Annotated in this window: 18 protein-coding genes; 15 read left to right on the top strand and 3 right to left on the bottom strand. The window is 44.6% G+C overall.

All coding sequences use genetic code 11. The features are described from left to right. Positions 1-6: 6 nt before the first annotated feature. The 5 genes from J2T16_RS04290 to J2T16_RS04270 all read left to right on the top strand — a co-directional run bounded on the left by J2T16_RS04290 (position 7) and on the right by J2T16_RS04270 (position 5,489). Positions 7-888 (top strand): carbohydrate ABC transporter permease, encoded by an 882-nt coding sequence (locus J2T16_RS04290; protein WP_090915782.1) that lies wholly within the window; start codon positions 7-9, stop codon positions 886-888. Positions 889-1,052: 164 nt separating this feature from the next. Beyond that, positions 1,053-2,846, top strand: coding sequence for a spore germination protein (locus J2T16_RS04285; protein ID WP_499017817.1), 1,794 nt, complete (start codon positions 1,053-1,055; stop codon positions 2,844-2,846). Positions 2,847-2,889: 43 nt separating this feature from the next. After that, entirely contained in the window at positions 2,890-4,005 is a 1,116-nt protein-coding gene (locus tag J2T16_RS04280) for a GerAB/ArcD/ProY family transporter (RefSeq protein WP_154958647.1), read from the top strand. A 4-nt stretch (positions 4,006-4,009) separates the two neighbouring features. Further along, on the top strand, positions 4,010-5,200 hold the full coding sequence (locus tag J2T16_RS04275; protein ID WP_499017816.1) for a Ger(x)C family spore germination protein: 1,191 nt from the start codon (positions 4,010-4,012) through the stop codon (positions 5,198-5,200). Between the two features lie 70 nt (positions 5,201-5,270). Beyond that, positions 5,271-5,489, top strand: coding sequence for a hypothetical protein (locus tag J2T16_RS04270; protein ID WP_251503392.1), 219 nt, complete (start codon positions 5,271-5,273; stop codon positions 5,487-5,489). A gap of 126 nt (positions 5,490-5,615) precedes the next feature. Here J2T16_RS04270 and J2T16_RS04265 read toward each other — a convergent pair whose 3' ends face one another. After that, positions 5,616-6,896, bottom strand: a complete 1,281-nt coding sequence (locus J2T16_RS04265) for a stalk domain-containing protein (protein WP_336122651.1) — start codon at positions 6,894-6,896, stop codon at positions 5,616-5,618. A 178-nt stretch (positions 6,897-7,074) separates the two neighbouring features. On the opposite strand from J2T16_RS04265, the gene J2T16_RS04260 reads away from it, so the two are divergent. Both J2T16_RS04260 and J2T16_RS04255 read left to right on the top strand, forming a co-directional pair. Continuing rightward, positions 7,075-7,443 (top strand): hypothetical protein, encoded by a 369-nt coding sequence (locus J2T16_RS04260; protein WP_336122652.1) that lies wholly within the window; start codon positions 7,075-7,077, stop codon positions 7,441-7,443. A 19-nt stretch (positions 7,444-7,462) separates the two neighbouring features. After that, on the top strand, positions 7,463-8,695 hold the full coding sequence (locus J2T16_RS04255; protein ID WP_499017815.1) for a sialidase family protein: 1,233 nt from the start codon (positions 7,463-7,465) through the stop codon (positions 8,693-8,695). Between the two features lie 124 nt (positions 8,696-8,819). On the opposite strand, the gene J2T16_RS04250 is transcribed toward J2T16_RS04255, so the two are convergent. Further along, positions 8,820-9,245, bottom strand: a complete 426-nt coding sequence (locus J2T16_RS04250) for a hypothetical protein (RefSeq protein WP_154889245.1) — start codon at positions 9,243-9,245, stop codon at positions 8,820-8,822. A 213-nt stretch (positions 9,246-9,458) separates the two neighbouring features. On the opposite strand from J2T16_RS04250, the gene J2T16_RS04245 reads away from it, so the two are divergent. The 8 genes from J2T16_RS04245 to J2T16_RS04210 all read left to right on the top strand — a co-directional run bounded on the left by J2T16_RS04245 (position 9,459) and on the right by J2T16_RS04210 (position 18,612). Then, on the top strand, positions 9,459-9,767 hold the full coding sequence (locus J2T16_RS04245) for a hypothetical protein (protein WP_090915790.1): 309 nt from the start codon (positions 9,459-9,461) through the stop codon (positions 9,765-9,767). Positions 9,768-9,979: 212 nt separating this feature from the next. Next, positions 9,980-10,552 carry an esterase/lipase family protein gene (locus tag J2T16_RS04240; protein ID WP_090916475.1) on the top strand — a complete coding sequence of 191 codons (573 nt, stop codon included), beginning with the start codon at positions 9,980-9,982 and terminating at the stop codon, positions 10,550-10,552. Between the two features lie 302 nt (positions 10,553-10,854). Next, a complete protein-coding gene (locus J2T16_RS04235) occupies positions 10,855-11,595 on the top strand; it encodes a LytR/AlgR family response regulator transcription factor (protein WP_499017814.1) in 741 nt (246 codons plus the stop codon). A 1-nt stretch (position 11,596) separates the two neighbouring features. Continuing rightward, positions 11,597-12,895 (top strand): GHKL domain-containing protein, encoded by a 1,299-nt coding sequence (locus J2T16_RS04230; protein WP_336122655.1) that lies wholly within the window; start codon positions 11,597-11,599, stop codon positions 12,893-12,895. A gap of 111 nt (positions 12,896-13,006) precedes the next feature. Continuing rightward, positions 13,007-15,058 carry a serine hydrolase domain-containing protein gene (locus tag J2T16_RS04225; protein ID WP_499017813.1) on the top strand — a complete coding sequence of 684 codons (2,052 nt, stop codon included), beginning with the start codon at positions 13,007-13,009 and terminating at the stop codon, positions 15,056-15,058. Positions 15,059-15,304: 246 nt separating this feature from the next. Next, positions 15,305-16,294 carry an SDR family NAD(P)-dependent oxidoreductase gene (locus tag J2T16_RS04220; RefSeq protein ID WP_499017812.1) on the top strand — a complete coding sequence of 330 codons (990 nt, stop codon included), beginning with the start codon at positions 15,305-15,307 and terminating at the stop codon, positions 16,292-16,294. Positions 16,295-16,789: 495 nt separating this feature from the next. After that, a complete protein-coding gene (murB, locus tag J2T16_RS04215; protein ID WP_154889235.1) occupies positions 16,790-17,683 on the top strand; it encodes a UDP-N-acetylmuramate dehydrogenase in 894 nt (297 codons plus the stop codon). A gap of 209 nt (positions 17,684-17,892) precedes the next feature. After that, positions 17,893-18,612, top strand: a complete 720-nt coding sequence (locus J2T16_RS04210; RefSeq protein WP_154889233.1) for a hypothetical protein — start codon at positions 17,893-17,895, stop codon at positions 18,610-18,612. Between the two features lie 22 nt (positions 18,613-18,634). On the opposite strand, the gene J2T16_RS04205 is transcribed toward J2T16_RS04210, so the two are convergent. Next, positions 18,635-19,405 (bottom strand): DUF817 domain-containing protein, encoded by a 771-nt coding sequence (locus tag J2T16_RS04205; RefSeq protein WP_154889231.1) that lies wholly within the window; start codon positions 19,403-19,405, stop codon positions 18,635-18,637. Between the last annotated feature and the right edge of the window lie 144 nt (positions 19,406-19,549).

The following is a 19,549-nucleotide window of genomic DNA, read 5'->3' as shown; positions in this document are numbered from 1 at the left end:
GATTGTATGCAAACTGCTAAAGTTGCCGCGCAGCGAGAAGCCGTAGTTCAACATCATGCGCTTCGTCAGCGGCTGACATTGGGGAAAATCCTCATTTATCTGTTTCTGATCGCCCTCGCTGTATTGTGTGTGATTCCGTTTTACCTGATGCTGATCTATTCTACACATAACAATGCGTCGATTGCTTCAAGCTTTACGTTTCTTCCGGGTGCGTTTCTGATAGACAATTATGTGAATATGGCTTCAAAAATCAACATTTGGCGTGGCTTTGCCAACAGTTTCTTTATCGCTGGCAGTTCTACAGTGCTGTCGCTGTATATCGGTGCTTTAACGGCTTATGGTTTTGCCAAGTTTAACTTCAAAGGACGCACCGGATTGTTTCTGTTTCTGCTCGCCACGATGATGGTTCCGGGTCAACTGGCGCTAATCGGGGTATACCGGTTGTTCAGTACGCTTGGCCTGCTGGACAGTTATGCGGCGATTATTTTACCCGCGGCGGCGAATGCCTTTAACGTATTTTTCATCAAACAGTTTATGGAAAGCAGTATTCCGGATGAGATCATTGAGTCGTCAAGAGTAGACGGTGCAAATGAGTTCAGGACGTTTAATCAGATTGTACTGCCCATCCTTGGGCCAGCGATCTCGGCTCTGGGGATTTTCACCTTTATCGGGTCATGGAATAACTTTCTGACACCACTCGTACTCTTTTTCTCCTTAGATAAGTATCCGCTACCCGTCTTGGTCGCTCTCGTTCAGGGCTACTACGGTATGGATTACGGATTGTTGTATCTGGGCGTAGCGATTTCGATATTGCCGATTATTGTTGTGTTCGCCGTATTTTCGAAGCAGATTATCGGAAGCGTTGCACTGGGTGCTGTAAAAGGATAGCTAATACACACAATCTGTGCAGTGGCAGTTAAATGTTAGTTTAGAAGAGAGTCGCTCACGGAGCGGCTCTTTTCGTCGTTCGGATTGCATATTTCTGGTGAAGGAAGCAAATGATATCTTTTACTGAGAATACTTGGACGAATCGGCGGAAAGGGGGGGAGCCCATGAGTCAAAACAGTCAAAATACAAATACCAACTCAGGAACAAACTCAAACACGAATACGAACTCAAGTACAAATACCAACTCAAGCACCACGGAACAACAGGATTCGAAGCAAGGTGCAGAGCGGTCAACCGAACAAAATATGAAACAGGATACAAAAGAAGAAAAAAGACAAGAACAAGAACAAGATCAAGATCAGCAAGAAAAAGAAAAAGAAAACGACGAAAACAGCGAAAACAGCGAAAAATCAAAACAGAATAATGATCAAAACGCGAAGAAAAATACGGATCAGGATTCAAACGAGAAAGAGAAAGAGAAGAAGAAAGAGAACAAAGAGAACAAAGAGAACAAAGGCAAGGATCAATCGGATCAAGAGGGACAATCGGATCAAGAAAAACAAGAAACGCAGCAGGACTTGCCCTTAACAGGAGATTTGGTTATTGATGAAGAGACATTACGCGCCGTATTTACGGACTGTTCCGATGTCATATTTCATTCATTCGAGACCGCGGGCTTCACCTCCGCACTATGTGTATATTGTGTGGGTTTATGTGATACGGAGCGGCTTGAGCGTCAGGTGCTAACGCCAGTACAGGAGATTGGCATGGAGGCTGCTCAGGTTCCTTTATCTTCCGTAAAAACCGTTGAAACGTCGAAAGAGGCCGCAGAAGCGATATTGGCAGGCGAAGCACTTCTGTTACTGGAAGGCTCCAATGTCGCAACAACGTATCCGCTGTATAAAGCAGCTAATCGTTCGACAGAAGAGCCTCTAGCTGAATCAACGGTCCGTGGTGCAAGGGACGGATTCACTGAATCGCTCGCAACGAATCTTTCTTTGGTTCGTAAACGGCTCAAAACACCTGCACTAAAATTCCGAACACGCACCGTTGGAGAAAGCTCCAATACCAGCATTGCACTTGCGTACGTGGAGGGTATTATTGATGCCTCACTGGTGAAAGAGGTGGAGCAGCGACTGGATCGGTTAAGAGTCCGGGACATTCTGGAAAGTCAGTATATTGAGGAAGATATCATCGATCAGCGATTCTCTCCTTTTCCTCAGATGATTGCTACAGAACGTCCCGACGTGGTGGCCTCCAATCTGATGGAAGGGCGATTTGCGATACTGGTGGACGGAACACCGTTCACACTGGTCGCCCCTGTAACGTTGTTTTCCATGCTGCAGTCGCCTGAAGATTACTATCAATATGTGTTTATGAGCGTATTCCTCCGCTGGCTGCGATACGTATTTTATGTTTTGTCCTTGTTGTTGCCTTCGGCTTATGTCGCGATCACGACCTATCACCAGGAGATGATTCCTACAGTGCTGCTACTCAGTATCGCTAGAGCCAGAGAGGAGATTCCTTTTCCCGCACTTGTAGAGGCACTGATTATGGAAATCGCCTTTGAAGCGCTCCGGGAAGCCGGTGTTCGCCTGCCGAAACAGGTAGGTTCAGCGGTCAGTATCGTTGGCGCACTGATCATTGGACAAGCTGCAACCACGGCGGGTATCGTCTCCGCTCCGATGATTATTATCGTTGCGATCACAGGGATTGCGTCCTTTATGATCCCTCGTTACTCTGCTAGCATATCGACACGACTTCTTCGTTTTCCCATTATGATTTTGGCTGGAACGCTGGGCTTAATCGGGGTTATGTTGGGCATCATTTTGATCGTCATTCATTTGAGCAGTCTTCGCTCATTTGGTGCGCCGTATCTGTCTCCGGTTGCACCAACGAATGCCAAAGGGTTGAAGGATCTGTGGTGGCGTCCAGCACCTTGGAACAAGCCGCGATAGGGATTAGATTGCATTAAGGATGTAGGAGAGGGCGGGAAGATTCATGTTAACTGACCAAGGAAGAATATCGGAGACACAGCTGGCGTTCATGATCTTCCCGGCTGTTATTGCCACTGCGATCTTGTCTGTACCTGGAATTACAATGCATTATGCCGGACATGATATGTGGTTATCTCCTATTATTGGATCGGTTATAGGACTTGCCGCCATTGGTATATCACTTGGACTAGCACGGATGTACCCCGGAAAATCGCTCATTGAATCCAGTGTGCTCGTGGCTGGTCTCATTCCAGGCAAGCTAGTCGGACTTATTTATATTTTGTTTATGCCTCATCTAACCGGGCTGATTATAAGAGAATATGGTGAGTTTATCGCCAATAATGCACTTCCGCGCACACCGATGTTTGTAATCATGGGCACGATGATGCTCGTTTGTGCGATTAATGTCAGACTTGGCATTGAAGTGGTTGGCAGGACAGCCCAGGTTTTTGTAACACTGGTCATGGCTATGCTGGGTCTCGTCTTCGTACTGCTCATTGGGGAATTGCACCCGTCAGAATTGTTTCCTTTTATGGAAAATGGGCCGATGCCTGCCGTCAAAGGAGCGCTCGCTCCTGCCGCCTGGTTCAGTGAATATATCGTAATTGCCTTTCTCCTGCCGTATGTAAATCGCCAAAAAAGAACCGCTCGTGTGATGCTAGGCTCTTTATTGACAACAACGATAGTGATGACCGTTATTAATGTGGTTTGTCTCTTTTTAATTGGAGATCTGACAGATACGTTTGTTTTCCCGGTGATGATCGCTGCCCGGTACATTACGATTGCAGACTTTCTACAACATATTGAATCCCTCATTATTGCCGTGTGGATCTTTGGTATGTTTGTGAAGGTTTCCGTATTTCTATATATATCTGTGACGTCCACAGCGGAATGGTTCGGTCTGAAGGATTACAAGCCCCTAGTGAGCCCGCTTTCCTTTCTCTGTATGATTTTTTCGTTTTGGGTAGCTTCGAGCAGTTCCGGGTTATCCAGTTTGGTAAGTCCTTCAGCCAATTTGTATACGATCGCCGTTTTACTGGTTCTTCCAGGGGTGACTTACGGGATAGCTTGGGTCAAAAAGGGGTGGGCTTATGTGCGAAAAAAACGTACGGATGGCTGATCCCATGAAAAAAAGAATGATCTCTGCATGCAATACTTGGCTTCTTGTCTGTTTTTGTTGCACATTACTCACGGGATGCTGGGATCGGATTGAGATTAATGATCTCGCGATAGTACTGGCAACCGGAGTGGATTACAAAAATGATCAGATCGAACTGACATCACAGATTTTTATTCCCCGCAAAGCTGGGGGAGGAGACAGCACGGGGAGTGGAGGCAGTCCAAGCGGGGTAACACTAACTCGATCGGCTGAAGGTCATACCATTGCAGAGGCTTTGAATCGCTTGCAACGGAAAGTGCCGAGAAATATGTTTTGGGGACACTGCGAAGTAATTGTGATTAGCGAAGACGCCGGAAAAAAAGGCATACGCGAATTTATCGATTTTTTCCTTCGATACCCCCAGATCAGGGAACATGCTTATGTTTTTTCAACACCTGACCCTGCCAAAAACATTCTTGCCTTGCTTGACCCATTGGAACGAAGCTCTGCGGAATCTTTGCGTGAGATGGCCAATATGAAACTAGGTACACGGATAACCGTTCTGGAACTCGCTCAATCCATTGAAGGCCCTAACCAATCTGTCATTTTGTCCCGTATGTTGACTCTTGCACCTGACGAGGGACAGGATAAATTAACAACGACGCCATATATCAAAGGACTAAGTCTTTATAAGGGCGATAGGTTTAATCGGAGTGTACAGGAGCCGTTAACCGTTGGCATTTTAATGCTTGCTAATGAATTAAACAACATCATCATGCCTGTAAATGTAGAGCCTGAGAGAGGTTCTTTTTCGATCCAGCCGCTAGAAGTGAAGACGATTTTGAAGCCGAAAATTTCGGGTTCACAGTGGAGCATGCAGGTGGATGTACAGGCAAGGGGAGAGGTGTTGTTGAATACAACCAACGGGGATCTCACAGATCCTGCTGTGTTGAAAAAGCTGGAGGAAACCTGGGCGTCACAATTGAAAGACATGGCAGAGTCGGCCCTTCGATTATCCCAGCGAGAGATGCGAACCGATCTGTTCAAGTTCGCGGTGGAGTTCCGCAGATATTATCCGAAACAGTGGAAGGAGCAGGAGAAGAGATGGGAGCAGATCTACTCTGAGCTTGATGTGGACATCCAGATTCATGCGCAGGTTGTACGTACAGGTAAATCTGCTGGGCCTCAGGGCATCCCAGATGAGCAGGGGAGATGATCAATTAACTGTGGAAGTAATGCCATCACTAATGAGGACACGAGATATGATAGACAGAAGGTGATAAATCATGAAAATTGCTTCCATGCTAGGTATTCTGTTGTTAGCCGGAACGATCATCTATGTGGAATGGCAACGTAGCGAAGAAAAAAAAGTCCGGATAATCACAACAGGAGTCAGTGCTATCAGTGCGGTTATTGGCACGATCCTGTTATTTGATCCCCAGTTGCCGGGACCGGGTGTGATCATTAAGCTACTGTTTGGTGGTATAGATAAGGTGATGAAATGAAAAGAAAAGGTGATGGAGTATACAAAAAAAGCACGTTCCTTGTACAGTCAGTCAAGGAGCGTGCTTTTTCCTGCTTATTTTGAATTAGATTATGAAGTTCAATATAGCTATGAGAAGGTAGCTTTATTATTCCTTAATTACCGATGCTTGCACAGCAGATTGCATATCAGCGCTATACGTACGGAATAGGCCAAGCCGCCAGAAGGCTGCACCCTTCAGATCGTAACGCTTGGCAAGTCCGAGCTTGTCCCCGACAGATGCAGGTGTCTCACTATTGATGTTGATGCCAAGCAAAATCTTTTCTTTGGGCACTCCTGCCTTGAGTGCGAGTGCAATTGCCTGATTGACCAGACTGTTCGGCTCCGCAACTTGAGCTTTGGTTCCTGCAGGATTATATTGGTAGGCCATAATGATAAGGTCATCCGCCAGCGTAGCCAGTGTTTTGTAATCATACCCTTTGTAGGCGCTATTGAGCGGAGGAACAGCCAGAGAGATGGCGATCTCTTGAGGTAGCGATTCCCTTAGCTGTTTCACATACTGATTCAGCAATTGTTGTTGCTCTATAGCGTCCAGTTTGAAGCCGAGTCCCTCAAAATCAAGCACAACCCCACCAAAGCCATACTCCTGAATGGCTGCTTGAATGCCTTCAATGGATTTTTGCCTTAAAGTGCTGTCACTCAGTACTTTAGTTAGCTCGCCATTTCCATCCAGCGCATACACCATCAAACTGGGCTTGATTTGTTGACTGGCCGCGTCAGCCACTATCGATTTAGGCGTTACTTCACCCGCGGCAGCAGGAACCTGATATTCTTTCCCTTCCAGTGTAAACGTACCATCCCGGTCAATGCGGCTCCATCCAAAAACAACCGAATTCATAGAAGGTAACAGATCGATTTCGTGGTAGGCTTTTACGGCATAGAACGCTCGGAGATGCATTTCACGTTGAGGTGACACCATAGAGACGGTTCGTGTAGCCTGATCCCAGCCTGTACGGACATCGAATTGGCTACTGAATGAACTCAGCGGAATAAGTACACGTCCTTCCCGCTGCACAGGTGCGGCAGGGAGATTCACTTTCTCTCCATTTACAGTAGCTGTCTTGCTTCCAACCTGAAGCACAACTTTCGTTGTTTTTCCTTTGGATGTGTTCACTGCGGTTATGGTCTGTGTTTTGTTGTTCCAGCTAATACCAATGCCGAGTGCTTCTCCGACCGTCCGGAATGGTACATAGGTTACTCCTTTATCAATCCGGGGTGCTGCATCGAAGGTTAAGGGTACATGATCCAATTGAACAGAGATCGTAGGGGCTGCTTGAAGTTTGTGGGATTGAGTTGCAGGTATACTGCCCATCATGGATATTACCATGGCGGCTGCCACAGCGATTTTTCCAGTACGTTGTATGAACATAAATAGGTGTACCTCCAGGCGTTGTGGTTTGGCGTAAATCTACCAAATTAATGAAATTTGGCAAATCTATCATAACAAAATTTTCATATTGTTCCAATACGAGAAAACATAGAATCTGCATAACACAAGCTTAATGGAAAGTATAGTGGAGTATATGGTGTGAAAGGAGTGAGACTCTTTGCCGAATTCTACAGGATTTATCTACAATCCGACGGCAGGTGCAACACAATCTACGCAACTGATTGTAACGTGTATTAATGATTCGCTGAATGCTCCTGTCAGTGTTGAATTGGAGGTATTCAGGTGGGATACAACTCAATTGACTCGGGTTCCGATTGGTCATGATTTAGTTGAAATCTTGCCGCAAGCCACAAGGACTTTCATCTATCCGTTGATTAACGCTGCATTTTTTGAAGTTCAAAGTGACTTCTTTAGCGCAACCAGTACGGTAATCCATGTCTATGGCGTTGATTCTACGGGTCAGATTATACAGCGTATTCTTCAATCAGAAATGACGTTAATTGACCGATTCACCAATATCCCTTAGAAGAAAAGAGGTGAAGAGAGTGGCCGTTGTAAATATTACTGGAGCTTTGGCAGGGAATCAGTTTGAACCCTCTATTGCAGTGAATATTCTAAATCCTAATATTATGTGTGTCGTTGCTGTGGATACGAGTACAGGGCCTACACTTACGGGATTTTATCGCTCCATCGACGGTGGAACGACATGGTCCACAACCGTTCTTACGCAACCCGCAGGCTATTCAGGGGCGGAAGCACCAACCATTGACTATACGTTTCCGAGCACTTTTATCGTTACGGTGCATGTGTTTAACGGGATCAATGACGGGACTATCGTAAGCTATACTTCATTTGATGATGGGGCTACGTTTCAGCCACCAGTCATTGTACAACTAGGATTTGGAACCATCGTGCATAATGATGAACCTTTCATTGCTGTAGATCGCTCTCCTGGCAGTCCATATCGAGGCCATGCGTATGTAGGTTATACACCGCTTGCAACAACTTCTTCTGCTATTTTTACTCAAAGATCTGTTGATCAAGGAATCTCGTGGGAACCCCCGGATCGACAATCGAGTCCTCGTGGAATTCATGACCGGGCAGCTTTGGCCGTCGGCTTCTCCGGCGAAGTCTACGCAGGTTATATCATTACAGGGCCAGCCAGCCCTTCGGCATTGATACGCATATCTTATGATGGCGGAATCAATTATCAACCGCCCATAGAACGGCAGTCTACTTTCATATCTTCCGTTGTGCCGGCACCATCGCCGCTGCCTGTGCCGAACTATAATTTTCGAGTGCAGACCAATCTGAGTTTGGCAGCAGACATATCTATTGGACCGAACAGCGGCACCGTTTATGCCGTATGGAATGACGCTCGCGCGGGGTATACCGATGTTTTGCTTTGTGAATCTCCCGATGGACTTCTTTGGTCAGATCCGATAAGCATTACTAGCGCACCGCCAGGTACACAGAACTTTTTTCCTGCCATCACGGTGTCTCCATTTGCTGGAACCATTCGGGTAATCTATTACTCCAATCAAATTGACGGGTTCCTGCTTGATGTTTTTGTTGCCGAGTCCTTTGATGGCGGAGCAAGCTTCAGTAATCGCCGGCTAACAACGACCTCCTTTAATCCGAATGGTGTTTCTCCAGTGCCAACCGTTCTAATCGGCGACTATATTACAGCAGCTACATATGCTCCAGATAACCTGGCTGCCGTGTGGATGGCTACTACACCTCCGACAGGTAAGCTGGATGTTTATTTCGGAAATTAGCTGGACATATAAAAGCCCCAAACGTGTAATCTACAATACAGATGTAGATTACACGTTTGGGGGCGCTAAGCATTACATACGAGACCTTAATCTAAAACTTAATCTAAAGCGTTAATCTTAAACATTAATCCGAAACGATAAATCCGTCGAAGCTTTCAGGACCTACCCGGACCGTACCAAGCAGATTGGTACTGATAAAAGCGGTGTAGGTGATTTGCGGAGTTACAGGCGGATTATAATCATTGGCGGAAAAAATGATGACTTCAGGTACAAGCAATCCGTTCAGACCATACGTGTGATTGGCTGAATATATGAGAGGATCTGTCGCAACCGTGCCACGGACAATCGTAATTCGGACTTGGAAGAGAGCGAGTGGAAGCTGAACTGTAATCGTTCCTTTCATAGAAACTCTTGGATTAGGACCTGCCCCAGCAGTTAGTAACCCGATTTGTGCAAATAATGTAGGTGTATTGATGACAGGAATAGGAATGGCAATGGAATTAAATGTAGCTGCATTCAATGACACCCTTGCATCAAGTAATTGGGTCATGTGATATTCCTCCTTCACATTCAGATAGAATACTATATTCAATGAGGTCACATTCGCATGGACGAGCGCTCAGGACTAGCCAAATTAGGAAAGTTAGATGGAGTATTAAAGCAATTTTGAACGTATGTTTTGACACATTAAGAACGAAATGAGAAAATACCTTTCTATGATATGAAGAAAAAACAAATAATTTGAAGTTGGAGGCATAACGAGATGAACCAGCGTTTTAAAATAACGAGATCGATGCAGGAAAACAATCCGGAACAACATATTTCTTTGGAGGAGTGCAGCACATATTTTGCTACCAAGCCGGAGTTTACTTACTCCACAGTGCTAAATATCGTTGGCGCGGAGAGCACGATGACCATTGAGGGTGACTTTTTTATGTGGGAGCATGAAGGACAACAATACCCATTCCGATTGTATATGGGGGAGTTGTACGTTGCTATTTCGAATGAAGCGATTGTTCCGGTTATGATGGAAGCGGCATCGCAGCTGCATGCGGATATTGTAGAGGGATAGTTGTCTCGTGCTCCGAGTCGTACGATGAGCCAGGCTGAAAGAGGAGAACCTCTGTATTTCGACAAAATAATTAGCAGTAAACATCATACTCCATTGGTTAAATGAGACTAAAATACCATTTATTTTACAATTTTTAAATTGTAAAATGTGGATATTCCATTTACAGGAGGATGATCTGATTGAGAAGGTTAAGACCACTGCTAATTGTTTTGATGAGTGCGATTTTTGCTTTTGCTTTACCAGGAATTGGGCAGAGTACGACAGCTTCTGCTGCCACTGCGCGGACACCCATTGTTTTTGTTCATGGATTGACAGGCTCGGACAGTAATTTTGCCTTAATTGAAAGGTATCTGCGCGGTGAAGGATGGTCGAATAATGAGCTATTTGCCATTGATCTCCCGAGCAAAGCAGGGAATCAATTGTTGAATTCTGCGGCGATCAGCCGATTTGTGGACGATGTTCTTCGCCAAACGGGGCATTCCAAAGTTCATATCGTTGCACATAGCATGGGTGGAGCTAACAGCCTGTACTATATATTGAATCGCGGTGGCATAGATAAGGTGGATAAATTGATTACGCTGGGTGGGGCGAATCGGTTGACAACGAACAGCGCACCAAGCGGCATTAAAGTTACCTCAATCTACTCCACCAGCGACACCATTGTTTCGCCTCTTTTATCCAGACTGGACGGGGCAAACAATATTTCCGTTAGTCTGGTAACTCATATCGGATTGCTCTATAACTCAAGGGTAAATGCATTGATTAAGGCCGCACTCATCGAATAGCTGTGGTTGAAGAACTTATATACTCATCCTATATTAGCGGTATTAACAAGACTGACCACTCCTGGTCAGTCGTTTTTTTTTATTCAAGAGTAAGGTGGTGCTTACAACCAAGGAAGTGGAAAGATCAAAAAACAACCAAAGGATGGAACAAGGACACATCATCACGGTGTTGTTCTTTTTACATTTGCCTGCATTTCAGGGTAGTGTAAATGCTTTTCAATCCATTCTTAACGATCTGAGCGTGATAAGATAGTATATTAGAATGAATAAAAACGGCTTGTGTTCGAGAAAGGCGGGATGAAATGTATCAGGTAGCGATATGTGACGACGACGAGCAGCAACGAGAATTGATGAGGCATATGCTGACAGCGTTTTCGCTCAAAACCAATATCGAGTTTCATATCACCATGTTCAGTTCAGGAGAACAACTCCTGGCTCATTATAAGGATCAGAGAGAGACGTTTCACCTGCTTATTCTGGATGTAGAGATGGGTGGGTTGAATGGCATACAGACGGCACAGGAAATCAGAAAACTCAAGATCATGGATGTGCAGATCATGTTTTTGACCAGTTATCCCGAGTATATGGTTCAAAGTTTCGATGTGATGACGTTCCAATATTTGATCAAACCGGTTCAAGAGGCTGTGCTGGAAGAGAAGCTGGTCAAACTGCATCAGTATTATCAAGCTATGGATAAAAAGTATCTGGTGATTAAATCGGATTACGATGATTTGATGTTGAAATATGAAGATATTTTGTGGATTGAGGTAATCAAAAGCCTCACAGTTAAAAACAAACTAAAGGTAATTACTCGTGATAACTCTTATGAAACGAAAGGTATTCTATCGGCTTATGCTGCAACGCTGACAGAGCATGGTTTTATGCAAATTCACCGATCCGTGCTTATTAATCTAATGCATGTACACAAGTTCACGGGGGCACAAGTCACGATGCTGGATGGAACCTCTCTGCCGATAGGTCGTTCCAAAATCAAAGAAGTCAAGGATACGTATACCAAATATATGATCATGAGGGTTCAATAAAATGAATATTTTGCATCTAGTACCCGTCATTTTGTTGACCCTGCTCATGACCTTTCAAGCCAATTATTACTTTGATGCTGTGCTGGGCAAATCCAGACGTAAACCTCGCAGAACGATTTATTTTGTTGTGTTTGTCCTGCTCAATTTCTTTTATTTGGCTACGCGATTACCTTCTTTTCTTTCGACTTTGCTTGCATTGATTTTTATCTTCACTCTGGCGCAATCCTACCGGGGAGAATTAAAACTGAAGATTATGTTTACGGTTATGTATGCAGCGCTGTTAACCACGGTGAATATCATTTCAGTTTATGTTTTTAGTGTGATTGACGGCATCGACTACCTGAAAGTGGCTGTCTATGGCCCGGAAGCGATATGGTTGTTCTCCAAAGTTCTGCTGCTAGGATGCAGCATTATGTTTGTTGTGATCCCCATTGTTCATCTCATTGCCAAACGCAGGAGCTTCCGGGTGCACCATAGGTCTTATCTTTTATTTTTGATCGTTACTGCGATTACGGTGTACCAGATCAATGTCATTTCAATATATAGCGAAAAAAATATCTTCTATATTTTTTCAGTGCTAGGCTCCCTTTTTCTAAACGTATTTATTGTGTATGTGTTTGATAATATCGTGGAGAAGGCGCATCTCGCTCATGAGAATGAACAATTGCAGCGGCAGATGGATTACCAGGATGCCAACTACGAGAAGACCGTGCATAGTTTCAAAAGCATTAAAAGTATTATCCACGATATCCATCAGCAGTTTCTATATATAGAAGAGTGTGTGAAACGTAACGAACTTGCGGCAGCAACAGAGCATATGCATGTTACAATGAACACCATTGAGCATGCGTACCAACGTGTGAATAGCGGTAATCTGGTCATTGATGCTCTCGTTACAAATACGCTAACCGTCGGGCAGGCAAACGGCATTCGAATCGATACGCGCATCAATCTCCATTCTCAGCACATAGGCATTGAGCGTTATGATTTGTGCGTGGTGCTCGGAAATATTCTAGACAATGCTGTTGAAGCATCCAAGAAAGTACGGGTCGCCGAGGATCGTTATATCGTAGTATCTATTCATTCTACAGCTTCTGCTCTGGTAATCCAGATTATGAACCATACCGCCCAACCGGCCCCGGATCTGAAAAGTGACAAAACGGATTCAGAATTTCATGGTTTTGGCCTGACCAATATATCCAGAATATGTAGCAAATATGGAGGACATATGACCATTGAGCAAGGACAAGGGTCTTTTAACAATATGGTCGTTCTTCCTTACAACACAAACAACGTCTGAACTGTCGTTCAGGGGTTGTTTTTTTCCATTCGGGGTTCTTTTCCGCAGGCCACGTCTTTGCCAGGTATGATGAGTTCATTCAAGTATATCGATCTGAAGGAGGAAATCTGAATGAAAAGGATAATTACGGTTTTATGTGCGTTTATGCTTGTCATCATGCCTGTAGCAGATGTTAAAGCTGAGGCGACAGAAAAGCAGACAACCCAAGCGAAAGCTAAACAACTCGCTGACATGCTGGTTCAGAATTATGGCGTCACAAGTATGCAATATGCGATTATGGACAAAGGTGAAATGATTTTATCTGACGGTGCTGGATTTCATGATAAGGCGAGCCAGAAAGCCGTGGACAAAGATACCATGTACGGTATAGGCTCCGTAAGCAAAATGGTGGTGACAACTGCGGTCATGATGTTGGTCGATTCTGGTAAGGTTGACCTGGACCAGCCACTTACTACGTATATTACCGATTTCAAAATGGCAGACCCCCGCTATAAAGAAATCACACCGCGTATGTTAATGAATCATTCATCCGGGTTGTACGGTTCGCAGTATGGAAACAGCATTCTTTTTGATGATAACGACACACGCAATCATGATGAACTGCTGATCAAACTTCAGGCCGAACGTCTCAAGTCTAAACCCGGGGAATACTCCGTTTATTGCAATGATGGCTTTCAATTGCTGGAGATTCTAGTTGAGCGCGTGAGTGGGCAAAGTTACAGTAAATATGTGGAACAGTCTATCAGCAAGCCGTTGCAACTTGGTTCTACGAAGACACCACTGGATTCTTTCAATAGAGACAAATTAGCTGGAACCTATTGGCCAACTTTTAAATCAAAGATGCCTGTTGAAAATGCCAATATCATCGGTACGGGTGGCATTTATTCAACGGCTGAGGAGTTAACGCAATTTGCTGAGGTACTGATGGGTAACCGCCCGGATCTTCTATCCAAGGCTTCGGCTAAAGCGATGCAAAGTCCAGAATATCGCAAAGGCATATGGGTGTCTGACGAAATCAATTCGTTCAACTACGGACTCGGCTGGGATGCAGTAGAACTTGCTCCATTCAGTGAGTATGGCATTAAAGCACTGACCAAGGGCGGCGATACGATCATGTATCACGCTTCATTAATTACGATTCCAGAGCACGACATATCCATGGCTGTGTTATCTTCAGGTGGATCTTCTGTTTTTGACCAGATGTTTGCCTCTAAAGTGTTGCTGGAAGTACTGAAGGAACAGGGCATTATTGACAACATTAAACCGGATCGCACCTTCTCTGTCCCAGTCCAGACCGAGATGCCTGCTGAGTTGAAAGATTACTCCGGTTTGTATGGAACCGTTGGTGCAACAACGGAGATTAATATTCAAGACGGAGCATTCACCTTACCAGCTATGCTGGGCGGACTAATTGCTGAACAAAAGTATGTGTATACAGGTGACGGGTATTTTACCGGCAAGGACGGAAGCGTGAAGGTGAGTTTTGTAAAGGAGCGGAACGCCAAGACCTATGTTAAAGTCCAAGGATATCTTAGCTTGCCGGGACTGGGACAGATGGGCATGAGCACGTACGATTATCAAAAGCTGGAGCCTAACAAGCTGGATGCAGTTACCCAAGAGAAGTGGGCTGCACGGAACGGTGTGAACTATTTTGCGCTGGACGAAAAAATCACATCGCTCTTCTACCTGGTTCCATCACAGCTTATTAAAAATTTTAAGGTCAACGCAGAGCATGGCTATGTAAATGGGACGCAAATCAAGGATGCCAATTATGCCGTTAATGTTGCGGAGATTCCAGTCATGAATGGCCGAGATGCATTCGACTTGGAATTAATGATGAAAAAAGATGCTGAGATTCTCACGCAGAACGGACAGCAGTACATCTCGGAAAAGGCGATTCGGCCTATTTTCAGTGGGAAATCAGGAATTGCGACTATACCAGCTAACGGTCAAGCTCGATGGTATGCGATTGACGGGAAATCAGCTGAAAAAACGATAACGGTGGATTCTCCTAAGCACGGCGGTTATGCGGTTTATGATGATCAAGGTCAGGCGCTACAGTTCTCTATCGCGACTGGTGAACAGTCCACGAAACTTCCGAAGAAAGGCTTTATCGTATTTGGAGGTAACGCCGGTGATGTTTTCCACATTCGTCTGAAATAAAGAGAATAGAAATGGTTAAATGTTTCAGTACATTTAAATATATGTATATGGATAAAGCCGCCGAATGGCGGCTTTTTTGTTCATCCTGATGGCGAATGAAGATCAATGGTGAATTTTCAGGATAGACGTTTTAAGGGGCATGATTTGACTTCGAGTTTACTCTAGGGTGTAGACTGATTATAGAAGTCCTAATAGGGATAAATACTATAAGCAGTTACAAGTGCAAATATGAAGGAGCTGAGTCAGATGAACATAAACAAAGAGACAAGAACAGTTCAGCATAACATACATTCAGGTTTTGACAAGAGTAGTACAGCGGATGAGGTGATACATGGCCTGGATCTGTCAGGGCGCCTCGCCGTAGTGACAGGTGGATATTCCGGTCTGGGACTGGAAACAACTCGTGCATTGGTTCGAGCGGGAGTACACGTTGTTGTGACTGCGCGCAGACCAGATGTTGCACGTGAAGCATTGGCAGATATTGAGAACGTGGAAGTACACGAGCTTGATCTGGCTGACCTGTCCAGTGTTGCTGCATTTGCGGAACGTTTTCTGGCAAGTTCACGCAGTATAGATATGTTAATCCTGAATGCAGGTATCATGGCCTGTCCAGAGACCCGGATTGGTCCGGGATGGGAAGCGCAGTTTGCTACGAACCATCTGGGACATTTCGCGCTAACCAATCAATTGTGGCCTGCGCTGGTCAGTGAAGGTGGAGCCCGTGTCGTTTCGCTTTCCTCTGCAGGACATCATTTCTCACCGATCCGCTGGCATGATATTCATTTTGAACAGGGATACGAGAAGTTCCCGGCATACGGTCAGTCCAAAACAGCGATCAGCTTGTTCACGGTAGAACTCGACAGACTTGGCAAGCAGCATGGAGTTCGTGCATTTGCTGTACATCCGGGTGGAATCATGACTCCATTACAGCGTTATATGCCCAAAGATGAGATGGTTGCTCTCGGTTGGATTGATGAGTCCGGCAATGTGGCTAATCCGGGGTTCAAATCACCGGAGCAGGGTGCAGCAACCCAGGTGTGGGCTGCGACTTCTCCGAAGCTTAAAGGCATGGGCGGTGTGTACTGTGAAGATTGCAATATCAGTGAGATGGCTCCCGAAGATGGCGGTTTTTACGGCGTGAAGCCATATGCGATTGATGCAGAGCAGGCGGAGCGCTTATGGGCGTTATCTGCTGAATTGACAAAGACGGATATTCCAGTTGACGGACGAGAATGAACCGGACTTCTGTTCAAAAGGTAGAGGATAAGAAGAATATGTGGTAGAATGTTCAAGCGCTGCGGGTGATAAATCCGCAGCGCTATTGCTTTTTTTGATGCCGTACAATCTGAAAATGGTTGTTCATGTATAATTTAACTTGTATTCAAGTATCTATTCAGTAAACAGGCGAATATCATTATAGTAATACGTTTGAATTTCATCAGTCTGTAAAGGGAAATATAAGGAAATATAAGTTGAACTATTTATTTACACATAAACGAAGAGGACAGAAAAAACCTGAAAAAGCAAAGCGGTCGCCTTTATCAGCGGATTTTTTCCTTTGGAAAAGGGAATCAAAAAAATCTGGGGATAACAGCGATTGGAAGGTTATTCTGTCATCGGAGTGGATAGTGTAAATTCTTTGGTTCAACTTATATAGATTGTCATTGGAGTGTGTTTCGATTTACAATGTAGGAATCATGTTCTTTTTGAAGAACGCAGGGAGAGAAAATCATGAATATTTTTGAAAGTCACATACCTAACGAAAAAGTAAAATTTAATGAACCGCTAAAAAATCATACGTTTATCCAAATTGGAGGCAAGGCTGATATTCTCGTTCATCCAACGACGGTGGAGGAGATTACCAAAGTGGTGGAAATTGCGAACAGCCATCAGCTGCCGCTGACCGTTATTGGTAAAGGCTCCAACGTTATTATTAAGGACGGAGGCATCCGGGGAGTCACGATTTCGCTTAGCCGCTTCGATCAGATCGAAGTCAGTGGAACACGTATCATGGCACAGAGCGGCTCCGATATTATTGACGTATCCAGAGCCGCTTTGGCACATAGCCTGAAGGGTATGGAATTCGCCTGTGGCATTCCTGGCAGTACAGGAGGCGCTCTTTACATGAACGCTGGCGCTTACGGTGGTCAGATCGCGGATGTCATTGAAAAGGCGACGGTCATTACCCGTGAAGGCAACGTTGTTGTTATCCCTCGTGAAGAGATGAAGCTGAGTTACCGCAACAGTCTTTTCAAGATGGATCATTATATTATTTTAGATGCCGAGTTTACGCTTAACGAAGGGGATCAGGAGGAGATCTCTAGCAAGATGAAGGAATTAACGTTCCTGAGAGAATCGAAACAGCCATTGGAATACCCTTCTTGCGGAAGTGTGTTCAAACGTCCAGAAGGACATTTTGCCGGTAAACTAATTCAGGATTGTCAATTGCAAGGCACTCGCATCGGTGGGGCTGAAATCTCGACTAAACATGCTGGATTTATCGTGAATGTGGATCACGCCACTGCCAAGGATTATGAGGATCTGATTCAGTTTATTCAGAAAAAGGTGTGGGACACGTTCCAGGTGGAATTAGAAACTGAAGTGATATTCCTTGGAGAATATTAATTCAGGCACAGTTTATGAAGACTGGGGCATTAAAGCACGTGTAAGCCATGACTAGAATATGAGTCGTTAATAAGATGGAGCCGCCATATGGCGGCTTTTTTGCTATATCTTATAAGAAGCGAAAAAACGATTATGATAATTTTGGTAATATTAGATGGGTTTATATGTTATATTGTTAATTTATCTGTTTTCAAGAAGGAGGCTCGAACATGAGTAAAGAAAAAGGAATGACTCTCAAGATTATAGTCGCAACGATAGCGCTCTTAGTACTCTCAGTGATATCCGTAAACACATATATGTATTTAAAAGAAAAACCGGGTGGTCTGGCGGATCAGACATTGTCCAAAGCTATGGGGCTGGACGAAACCATGTCGATTCCGATCGGCAGTACGCCAGAGGATGCAGTTCAACAATTCAGAGCGTCGACTCCTAATGTCCGTGTAGTTCATCAGGAGCCTGTGGACGACGGTATGATCGTGTTTACGCAGAGAACGAACAGTGAAGCATCAAGTAATATGCAGCTGGAGTACGTACGAAAAAATAGTTTTGGCTGGAAGTGGGTGTGGGGCGGAGGTTATGGAATAGGAGATATAGATCCGTCTGAGTATGCATTGTATTATATGAACTTACCGAAGCTTGAAGGGATAGAAACTCCTTTTCCAATGGTGTTTGGTACAATCGAGCATCCGGGTATCCAGCGTGTAACTGCTGAAACAGAACAGAACGGCTCCATGTCCATTACTGAAGCCAAGTTGATCAGAACAGATATGGAAGAGTATATCTGGTTTGTGATGCTGCCTTCATCGGAGGGTACACCCTATACCATTAAAATATATGATGAAGAGGGAAAACAAGTGGGCAGCAAACAAAATGAAATGGTAAACGATAGCGGATCATTGACGCTGGGGAAAAGGTCAGCGTCAATGTGATCCGGACATGTTCTTCTTTAAATTATTTTGCTGTGCGATTGGCTTTCACGTGTTTGAGCTGAGCGACGATGATTACACTGATAATAACCAGTAGAAACCATGAACTGATCTTGCTGAAGCTCACCAGTTGCCAGCTCTCATGTTGATCCGGATATTTCCAGCCATTGAAGAAGGTAGCGATATTTTCTGCCAGCCAGATAAAGAAACCTACGATAATGAAAGCAAGAGACAATGGCATACGGTAGGTTGTATGGCGCACCCGGTAGATAATCCACGTTTTCCAGAAGACAACAAAGACAAGGGCTGTCAGCCACCAGCGAAAATCCGGGATAAAGTGGTGGGTGAAAAAATTAAGATAGATTGCTGCGCCGAGTAACATGGAGGGAACCATGCCCGGCCAGCCGGTCATATCCATACGCAGTCTTCGCCAGATCTGACACATGAAGCTGGCTACACTGGCGTACATAAATCCGCTGTAAAGCGGAACGCCAAATATTTTGCTGTATGCGGGCTCCGGGTAAGACCATGATCCCATATGTACTTTGTAAATTTCGAGTAAGAGACCGATTACGTGGAATACGCAAATAACCTTGATTTCGTCCAACGTTTCCAGTCCAGTGCGAAACATCAAATATTGAACAGCAAGCAGAATAAGCAGAATGGCATCATAGCGGTGGATAAAAGGAAATGGAATGATCGTTGAAAGAGCCAGTGTACCGAAAATGGCTACGGGAAAAATGCAGCTCATGGCCTGATGATAGCCAAAATGCAATAACTGAATGATTGATTTCATAGGAAGTAGCTCCTTTTGACACTTCTGATCTGGAGTAAATTTGAGTGTGCATGATCACTTATATTAATCTAATCGATTTTGTCCCATTTGAAAAATAGAAAAAAATAAAGAAGAAAGTTCATATTTTTGTCTGTCATTTTATGC

The organism is Paenibacillus intestini, from assembly GCF_030803945.1.
In the GTDB taxonomy this organism is placed as follows: domain Bacteria; phylum Bacillota; class Bacilli; order Paenibacillales; family Paenibacillaceae; genus Paenibacillus; species Paenibacillus polysaccharolyticus.
This window is presented reverse-complemented; position numbering and strand designations above follow the sequence as displayed.

Coding starts and splice junctions, on each gene's coding strand:
- J2T16_RS04285 (WP_499017817.1), top strand. CDS start 1,053: ATGAGTCAAAACAGTCAAAATACAAATACCAACTCAGGAACAAACTCA.
- J2T16_RS04210 (WP_154889233.1), top strand. CDS start 17,893: ATGAGTAAAGAAAAAGGAATGACTCTCAAGATTATAGTCGCAACGATA.
- J2T16_RS04220 (WP_499017812.1), top strand. CDS start 15,305: ATGAACATAAACAAAGAGACAAGAACAGTTCAGCATAACATACATTCA.
- J2T16_RS04270 (WP_251503392.1), top strand. CDS start 5,271: ATGAAAATTGCTTCCATGCTAGGTATTCTGTTGTTAGCCGGAACGATC.
- J2T16_RS04205 (WP_154889231.1), bottom strand. CDS start 19,405: ATGAAATCAATCATTCAGTTATTGCATTTTGGCTATCATCAGGCCATG.
- J2T16_RS04290 (WP_090915782.1), top strand. CDS start 7: ATGCAAACTGCTAAAGTTGCCGCGCAGCGAGAAGCCGTAGTTCAACAT.
- J2T16_RS04230 (WP_336122655.1), top strand. CDS start 11,597: ATGAATATTTTGCATCTAGTACCCGTCATTTTGTTGACCCTGCTCATG.
- J2T16_RS04265 (WP_336122651.1), bottom strand. CDS start 6,896: ATGTTCATACAACGTACTGGAAAAATCGCTGTGGCAGCCGCCATGGTA.
- J2T16_RS04235 (WP_499017814.1), top strand. CDS start 10,855: ATGTATCAGGTAGCGATATGTGACGACGACGAGCAGCAACGAGAATTG.
- J2T16_RS04245 (WP_090915790.1), top strand. CDS start 9,459: ATGAACCAGCGTTTTAAAATAACGAGATCGATGCAGGAAAACAATCCG.
- J2T16_RS04275 (WP_499017816.1), top strand. CDS start 4,010: ATGAAAAAAAGAATGATCTCTGCATGCAATACTTGGCTTCTTGTCTGT.
- J2T16_RS04250 (WP_154889245.1), bottom strand. CDS start 9,245: ATGACCCAATTACTTGATGCAAGGGTGTCATTGAATGCAGCTACATTT.
- murB (WP_154889235.1), top strand. CDS start 16,790: ATGAATATTTTTGAAAGTCACATACCTAACGAAAAAGTAAAATTTAAT.
- J2T16_RS04240 (WP_090916475.1), top strand. CDS start 9,980: ATGAGTGCGATTTTTGCTTTTGCTTTACCAGGAATTGGGCAGAGTACG.
- J2T16_RS04225 (WP_499017813.1), top strand. CDS start 13,007: ATGAAAAGGATAATTACGGTTTTATGTGCGTTTATGCTTGTCATCATG.
- J2T16_RS04280 (WP_154958647.1), top strand. CDS start 2,890: ATGTTAACTGACCAAGGAAGAATATCGGAGACACAGCTGGCGTTCATG.